The 7,789-nt window shown below is 62.8% G+C and carries 6 protein-coding genes; all 6 read right to left on the bottom strand.

The window, feature by feature from the left end; genetic code table 11:
* Positions 1 to 92 precede the first annotated feature (92 nt).
* From NKJ06_RS03885 to NKJ06_RS03860, 6 genes are read right to left on the bottom strand one after another with little or no spacing between them, the layout of a single operon-like run.
* Positions 93 to 1,745 carry a GMC family oxidoreductase gene (locus NKJ06_RS03885; protein ID WP_352809162.1) on the bottom strand — a complete coding sequence of 551 codons (1,653 nt, stop codon included), beginning with the start codon at positions 1,743 to 1,745 and terminating at the stop codon, positions 93 to 95.
* Positions 1,745 to 3,241 carry an aldehyde dehydrogenase family protein gene (locus NKJ06_RS03880; RefSeq protein WP_352809161.1) on the bottom strand — a complete coding sequence of 499 codons (1,497 nt, stop codon included), beginning with the start codon at positions 3,239 to 3,241 and terminating at the stop codon, positions 1,745 to 1,747. Before NKJ06_RS03880 ends, NKJ06_RS03885 begins: the two co-directional genes overlap by 1 nt.
* Positions 3,242 to 3,264: 23 nt before the next feature.
* Positions 3,265 to 4,299, bottom strand: coding sequence for a zinc-dependent alcohol dehydrogenase (locus NKJ06_RS03875; RefSeq protein ID WP_352809160.1), 1,035 nt, complete (start codon positions 4,297 to 4,299; stop codon positions 3,265 to 3,267).
* An 8-nt stretch (positions 4,300 to 4,307) separates the two neighbouring features.
* Positions 4,308 to 5,249, bottom strand: coding sequence for an ABC transporter permease (locus tag NKJ06_RS03870; protein ID WP_352809159.1), 942 nt, complete (start codon positions 5,247 to 5,249; stop codon positions 4,308 to 4,310).
* Positions 5,250 to 5,257: 8 nt separating this feature from the next.
* Complete coding sequence (locus tag NKJ06_RS03865; RefSeq protein WP_352809158.1) at positions 5,258 to 6,763, bottom strand: sugar ABC transporter ATP-binding protein; 1,506 nt, start codon at positions 6,761 to 6,763, stop codon at positions 5,258 to 5,260.
* An 8-nt stretch (positions 6,764 to 6,771) separates the two neighbouring features.
* Positions 6,772 to 7,737, bottom strand: a complete 966-nt coding sequence (locus NKJ06_RS03860) for an ABC transporter permease (protein ID WP_352809157.1) — start codon at positions 7,735 to 7,737, stop codon at positions 6,772 to 6,774.
* Positions 7,738 to 7,789: the final 52 nt, after the last annotated feature.

Below are 7,789 nucleotides of genomic sequence, written 5' to 3'. Positions count from 1 at the left end.
CCCCCCGGCGCCCCGGCCGCGGCCCCCCCCTCGCGACGGCCCCCTGGGGGCGGCCGGGCGCCCCGCCTTGTGGCGCCCCACGCCTCGATCGATCAGGCATTGCCGCGGATCATGTCCGATGCCTTTTCGCCGATCATGATCGTCACCGCATTGGTGTTGGAACCGACGAGGCTCGGCATGGTGGAACTGTCGCAGATGCGGATGCCATCGAGGCCGTGGACGCGCAGTTGCGGGTCGACCACCGACATCTCGTCCCGGCCCATCTTGCAGGTGCAGGTGGGGTGATAGGAGGTGCGCCCGTGTTGGCGCGAATAGGCGACATAATCTTCCTGCGTGCGCACGTTTCTATCGGGAAAACGCAGCGTCTTGATGTATTTCTGCAGGGAAGGCTGACCAAAGATTTCCTGGCTGATCTTCACGCCTTCAGCGGAAATCCTCACATCGTCGGGGTCGGCGAGGAAGTTCGGATCGATAACGGGCAAGGCGCGCGGATCGGCCGAGCGCAAGGTCACGGTTCCGCGCGACTTCGGCCGAAGCGTATAGGAGTTGAGCGTGATGCCGGACGCGCCCTTCGGCACGCTCGGTACGCCTGCCTCCGCCCCCGCGCCCGCAAGGAAGTGGAACTGCAGGTCCGGGGTCTGGCTCGCCTTGTCGCCATACCAGAACGCCCCGCCCTCCACGACGCTGGAGGTGATGGGGCTCGCCCTGTCGCCATACCAGAACGCCCCACCCTCCACGACGTTGGAGGTGATGGGGCCGGACTTGAAGAGCTTGTACTGAATGCCCGCCCAGATCGACCAGTGCAACTTGTTGTATTTGTCGAGGCTATCGTGGTTCTTCAGTTCCGCGACGATGTCGACGCCGAAATGGTCCTGGAGGTTCTGGCCTACGCCGGCGATGTCCTGCACCACCTCGATGTCGTGGCTTTTGAGCGCATCGGCCGGCCCGACGCCGGAGAGCATCATCAGCTTCGGCGTGCCGATGGCGCCTGAGGTGAGAAGCACTTCGCTTTCCGCCCGCGCCGTCGTGCGGTTGCCGCCGGCCTCGTAGTCGACGCCCACCGCACGGCGTCCCTCGAAGACGATGCGCAGGACAAGCGCACCGGTGACGACCGTCAGGTTCGGACGCTTCAGGGCCGGACGCAGATAGCCGACGGCCGCCGAGCAGCGCCGGTTGTCGCGCGTCGTCGTCTGGTAGACGCCCGCCCCCTCCTGCACCGGGCCATTGAAATCCGGATTGTAGGGAATGCCGAACTCCTGGCAGCTCTGCACGAAGGCGCGCGTCATGCGTTGCGGCTCGGGGATGTTGGAAACGCCGAGCGGGCCATCCGTTCCATGCCAGGCACCGGAGAGGATCGAGTTGCCCTCCGATCGCAGAAAATATTTCTGGATGTCCTTGAAGCCCCACCCTTCCGCGCCTTCCTCGACCCAGCGGTCATAATCGCCGGGCACACCGCGCGTGAAAACTTCGGCATTGATCGACGACCCGCCCCCGAGCACCTTGGCCTGCGCGTAAAGGATTTCACGGTTATTGGCGTGCTTCTGGGGCGCGGTCTTCAGGCCCCAGGTGAGCGGCCCCGTCGTCATCTTGGCGAAGCCGACGGGCATGTGGATGAGCGGATTGGTATCGCGCCCGCCCGCCTCGATGAGGCACACTCGCGCGGACGCGTTTTCCGAAAGCCGCGCCGCCAGCACGCACCCGGAGGTGCCGCCGCCGACAATCACATAGTCATAGCCAGCGGACATCATGCGATCCAATGCGTGCGCTTGCCGATCTCGACATGAACGGACTTCACCTGCGTATATTCCTCTACCCCATACATCCCGGCCTCGCGGCCCCAGCCGGATTGCTTGAAGCCGCCGAGCGGCATTTCGGGACCGCCCGCCATAATCGTGTTGACCCAGAAGCGCCCGGCGCGAACCCGGCGGCTCACCGTCAGTGCCTTGTCGATATTCTTCGTCCAGACGCTCGCCGCAAGACCGTAAACCGTGTCATTGGCAAGCTGGATGGCTTCTTCCACCGTATCGAAATGCATGGAGCACAGAACCGGGCCGAAAATCTCGTCGCGGGCGATGGCCATGTCGCGTGAAACGCCGGAGAAGAGCGTCGGCGCGATATACTGGCCGCGACCAAGATTGATCGGCCCGCCGCCGGTGAGAAGTTTTGCGCCCTCGGCCTTGCCCTTGGCGATGTAGTCGAGGATCGTGGCGTTCTGCGCCTCTGTCGTGATGGCCCCGACCTGCGTCGCCTCGTCCAGCGGATTGCCGACGCGGATCTTCTTCATTTTTTCGACGAGCAGCTTTTCGAACTCCGCGGCGACGGAGCGCTCGACGATCAGGCGCGAGGAGGAGACGCAGCATTGCCCGGTGTTGAAGCTGATGCCGAAGGCCGCGCCGTCGGCGGCGTCTTCCAGATCGGAATCGGCGAAGACGATGATGGGGTTCTTGCCGCCAAGCTCTAAGCCGAGCTTCTTGAAGTTGCTGTCGGCTGCCGCGTGGACGCAGGACCGGCCGACGGCTGTGGAACCGGTAAAGGATAGCATGTCGACATCGGGATGCTCCGAAAGCGCCTGGCCGATCATGCGGCCGGAACCGGTGATGACGTTGTAGGCCCCGGCCGGAAGGCCCGCTTCCGCCAGCACTTCGGCGAGCAGCAGCGTCGTTGCAGCGGTCACCTCCGACGGCTTCACCACCATTGTGCAGCCAGAGGCGAGGATGAAGGGCACGCGCTCGCACAGGATCAGGAACGGGAAGTTCCAGGGCGTGATGAGGCCGACGACGCCGATCGGCTCGCGCAGCACCATGCCGAAGAGATCGTCGCCGAGCGAGTTGAAGCTGTCGCCGTGCAGCATGCGGGCCGCACCGGCGCCGGTTTGGAAGCAGGCGATGCAGTGATCGATTTCACCTCGCGCCTGGGAGATCGGCTTTCCGTTTTCCAGCGCTTCCCAATAGGCGATCTCGTCCCGCCGGCGGCGCAGGATTTCGGCGACCCGCAGCAGCACGCTTCCGCGCGCGGCGCCCGAAAGGCCAGCCCAGCGGCGATCCTCGAAGGCGCGGCGTGCCGCGGCGACGGCGGCGTTCAGGTCATCGACCGTGCAGCGAACCGTGCGGGTGACCGGGGTACCATGGCCCGGCGAGGCGCGCTCGAAGTGATTCGCGCCATCCTTCCACTCCCCGTCGACGAAAAAGCCGAAGGCGCGTGCTGCGATCGGGGCAGATAGGAACGGGTTCTTCTGGTCCATAGACTCCTCCACTTCTATAGGTCTTACGCCCCAATGGCGATTTGTGTCTTCAGATCCTGCGGCCGGTCTCCGAGGGTATCGAAAGCCGCCTGGATGTCCTCAAGGGAATAGCTCGCCTTGATGAAATCATCCGTGCGGAACCGGCCATGCGATAGAAGGGTCAGTGCGTCATGCATGTCCTCGCCCATGCCCGCAACGGACCCTTTCAGGCTGCCTTCCTCGAGCACGGTCCGCAGAATATCGACGGGCACAGTATCTCCCGGCGGCGTGATGCCGAAAAAGGCTACATGCCCGCCGCGACGCGTGAGGTCAAAGGCCTGCTCATAGAGTATTCGATTGCCAACGCTTTCGATGACAAGATCAGCGCCGCGCCCGCCAGTCATCCGGAGCACGGTCGCCTTGAGTTCGGCCGGATCGGACACGGCCGCATCCGCGCCGGCTTCAAGCGCCATGCGGCAGCGATCGGCCGAGAGATCGGCGACGATGATCGGCGCCGCGCCGACAAGCCGCATCATCTGGACATGCAGATTGCCGATTGGCCCGGCGCCGAAAATGACGACCGACTGGCCGAACGTAACCTTGGCCTTCCGGGCAGCGCGGACCACGCAGGCAACAGGTTCAGTGAGCGCCAGAACGTCGTCGGCAATATCTGCCTCGACGGGGATTGCAAGCCGCGAAGGCACAGCGACGAATTCTGCAAAGGCACCATCCCGGCCGATGCCGACCTGAGTGACCTCGGCGCAGTTCAGAACCTCGTTGCGACGGCACCAGAAGCAGGTGCCGCAGCCGATATTGATATCGACGACGACCCGCGTGCCGACGGCGAGGTGACGCACATTGGCTCCGCGCTCCGCGATTGTGCCGCAGAATTCGTGGCCGGGGATGAGCGGCAGCCGATCGACGGCATAGTGGCCGTTGAAGATATGAATATCTGTGCCGCAGATGCCAGTGCGTTGTACGCGCACCAGAACATCCTCGGGGCCGATCGGCGGTAAGGGGACTTCGCGGACATCGAAGCATTTCGGGGCGGTCAGGACGGCGGCGCGCATGGTCCTCATAGCCGCCCTCACTTCACGGTGCGCAGTTTTGCGCGGTCGATCGTCAGCGCGATCGCGACGATCAGCACCAGCCCGAAAACCATCTGCTGCTGGGTTGCCTCGATGCCGAAATAGAGCATGGATGCGCGGATGACGGCAACGAGCAGCGTGCCGATGGCCGTGTTGAGCACCCCGCCAACGCCGCCAGTCAGCGGCGTGCCGCCGACGAGAACGGCAACGATTGCTGGAAGCAGGAAGCCGTTGGCAATGGTGGGCGCGCCGCCCGAAAGCTTGACCGCGAACAGAAGACCGGCAACCGCGGCAAGCGCGCCCGAAATCGCGAAGGCCAGTATCTTGTAGCGCGCGACATTTACCCCGGACGCGGCTGCCGCCCGTTCGCCTGCTCCGACGGCTTTCAGCGCCCGGCCAAGTGTGGTTCGCCGCTCGATGAAGACGCAGATGGCGAGCAAGGCTGCCGCCATGAAGAGTTCGTTTGGAATGATGCCGGTATGGCCGATCAACCAGCCAAAGGTGCTGTCACGCTGCGCCGCATCCATGTTCAGGGCCCGGTTTCCGGACAGCCATTTGGCCACGGAAAAGCACACGCCGCCTACGGCGAGCGTCGAGATGAAAGAAGGCACCAGCAACTTCGTGGTCACATAGCCCGAGATCGTGCCCAGCAGGAAACCAGCCAGCACGCAGGCCAGCGCCACCCATGGCCCCAGCGAAGCCAGGTAGACGGAGGCCACCACCGTGATCATGTTGGCCATGGATTGGGCGGAGAGATCGATGCCGCCGATATAGATCGCAAATGTCAGCCCGAGAGCCATGATGAACAGCGGCACGATGTCCCCCGCGAGCGAAAGCAGGTTGACCGGCTTGAGGAAGCTCGGATCGTTGAGGCCGACGAGGGCGACGAGCGTCAGAAGCGTGATCCATGGAAGGTGGGGCTTCAATTGATGTATGGTCATGTCTTCTCTCAAATCATGTAATGGAGCAGATCGAAGAGCGTGGGCTTGGCGCCCAACTCACAGGTAAAGCGCTTCTGGATCTGCCCGTCCTTGATGACTAGGATCGTATGCGAAAGCCCGATCGCCTCTTCAAGCGTATCGGCGACCAGAACCACGCCGGCGCCGTCGTCGCACATGTCGCGGATCATCTCGTAGACGTCCTCCTTGGCACCGATGTCTAGACCGCGCGTGGGATGGTCGAGCAGCATGATGTCGGATCCGCCCGATCGCCATTTTGCCAGTACGACCTTCTGCTGGTTGCCACCGGAGAGATTGCCGCAATCGGCGTGCTCCGAATGGGCCTTGATCGCGAGGCGCGAAATCCAGTCGCGGGCCAGTTTCTTCTCTGCGGAGACGTTCAGTATGCCCATTCTGGAATAGCGCCCCATTTGCGACAGCGTCATGTTTTCGAAGACGTTCATGCCCGCGACGATCCCCTCGATCTTGCGTTCGCGCGGGACATAGCCGACCCCGCGGGCAACCGCCTGCTGAGGCGTGAACTCATCCACGACATGGTTCTTGATCGTGACCTTGCCAGCGGTCGGAGTGCGCATCCCATATATCGTGCGCAGGATCGCCTCGCGACCCGAGCCTTCGGTGCCGACAAGGCAGAGAACCTCGCCGCGATGCAAGGACAGCGAAATATCGCGGATCCGGCCTGCAAGGCTCACCCCTTCCATGCGCAACAATTCGCTCCAGGCATCGAACGGCTTCTGGCGATGCTCGCGATAATATTCCTTGTCGACATTGCGGCCGACCATCTTCTGCTGGATCGCTTCCGGCGTGGAGGTGCCGCGCTCAGCCATATCGACGACTTGCCCGTCCTTCATCACATAGATCCGGTCGGAGAGTTCCATGACCTCGTCCATGCGGTGACTGACGAAGATGAAGCTGGCGCGGGAGGTCAGGTCCCGGACGATGCTGAACAGCATCTTCACTTCGTCTTCCGCTAGAACGCTCGTCGGTTCATCGAGGAGGATGACCAGATCGCCTGAAACCCGTTCTTCGAGCGTCAGGACTTTGGCGAGTTCGACCAGCTGGCGCTGGGCAAAGGCAAGCTCCGACGTCACCATTGCGGGATCGATGTTGAGCTTCACCTTTGCCAATTGCTTGCGGGCAGCGTCCGCCATCGCCTTCCAGTTGATCACGCCGAAACGGACGAACTGGGACTCGTAGCCGAGGAAAATGTTTTCCATTACGGTCAGGTTGGCGATCAGCGATTGCTCCTGAAACACCATGCCGATGCCCATCTCCATGGCCTGGCGGGGATTTTGCAGCCTCACCGGCTTGCCATCGATCAATACGGTGCCGCCATCCGGCTGGTAGGCCCCGTAGATGACCTTCATCAGCGTGGACTTGCCCGCACCGTTCTCGCCGACCAGCCCGACGATTTCGCCGCGCTTCACGTTGAAATTGACCGCCTTGAGCGCATGCACCCCGGGGAATTTCTTGTCGACCGCCTTGAGCTCGTACATGTTGGCCCCTATTTTACGAAGCTGACCGCGCGGCGGTCGGTTGAAAGGATGACGGCCAAGATGACGAGGATGCCGAGCAATCCGTCCTGCAGGTAGTCCGGCAGGCCGATGACGATCATGCCATTGCTGATGACATTGACGATGATTACGCCGACAACAGCATTCCAGACGCCACCGATGCCGCCCCAGAGCGCCACGCCGCCGACGACGACCGACGTGATCGACAGGAACATGAAATTCGCGCCGGTGACGGATTCCGCCTGGCCGAGTTTCGCCACCTGCAGGATGCCGGCCACCGCATAGAAGACGCCCGCGACGACAAAGCCGAGGATCCTCACCCGCCGGACATTGAGGCCCGAGGCATGCGCAAGCTCCTCACCGCCGCCTACAGCGTAGAAGTTGCGGCCGAGCCGGGTATAAGCCTGGATGAACCAGGCGAGGACGGCCAAGCCCGCGACCACGTAGATCATCAGCGGGAAGCCGGCGATGCGCCAAGTCAGCAATGCGCGAAACGTGTCGTCGTCAATCTTGACGATATCGCCACCGGTGATCAGAACTACGGCGCCGGTCGCGATGAAGCCCATGGCGAGGCTGGCCATGAAGGATGGTATGCGCAGCCGCACATGCACGAGGCCATTGATCATGCCGACGAGCCCGCCGACCACGAGGATGAGTGGAATGGCGATCCAGCCGCCGCTGGCAAGCGTTCCGCCCAGGTGCAAGAAGGCGAGGCAGAACAGCACGGCAGTCAGGGAAACGGCGCCCTCCATGGACAGATCGATGGAGCCCATGATGATGATGAAGGTCACGCCGATCGCCACCATGACGGCAGGTGCTGCGGCAATCGCGATGCGGGCGAAGTTCCGCTGCGTCAGGAAGGCGGGATTGATGAGGGCGAAAAGAATCACCAGCGTGAGGAGCACAAGAAGAGGCGCCCACCTGATGACCGTTTCGCGTTTGACATTGAATAACACTCCGTCCTCCTCTGACGGTGATCCCGGCACATGAAACAAGGGCGGCAGCGAG

The sequence above is a fragment of the Mesorhizobium sp. M0293 genome (assembly GCF_040321735.1).
Classification (GTDB): Bacteria; Pseudomonadota; Alphaproteobacteria; order Rhizobiales; family Rhizobiaceae; genus Mesorhizobium.
Note: the sequence above shows the minus strand (reverse complement) of the source record. Positions and strands in the feature narration are given on the sequence as shown.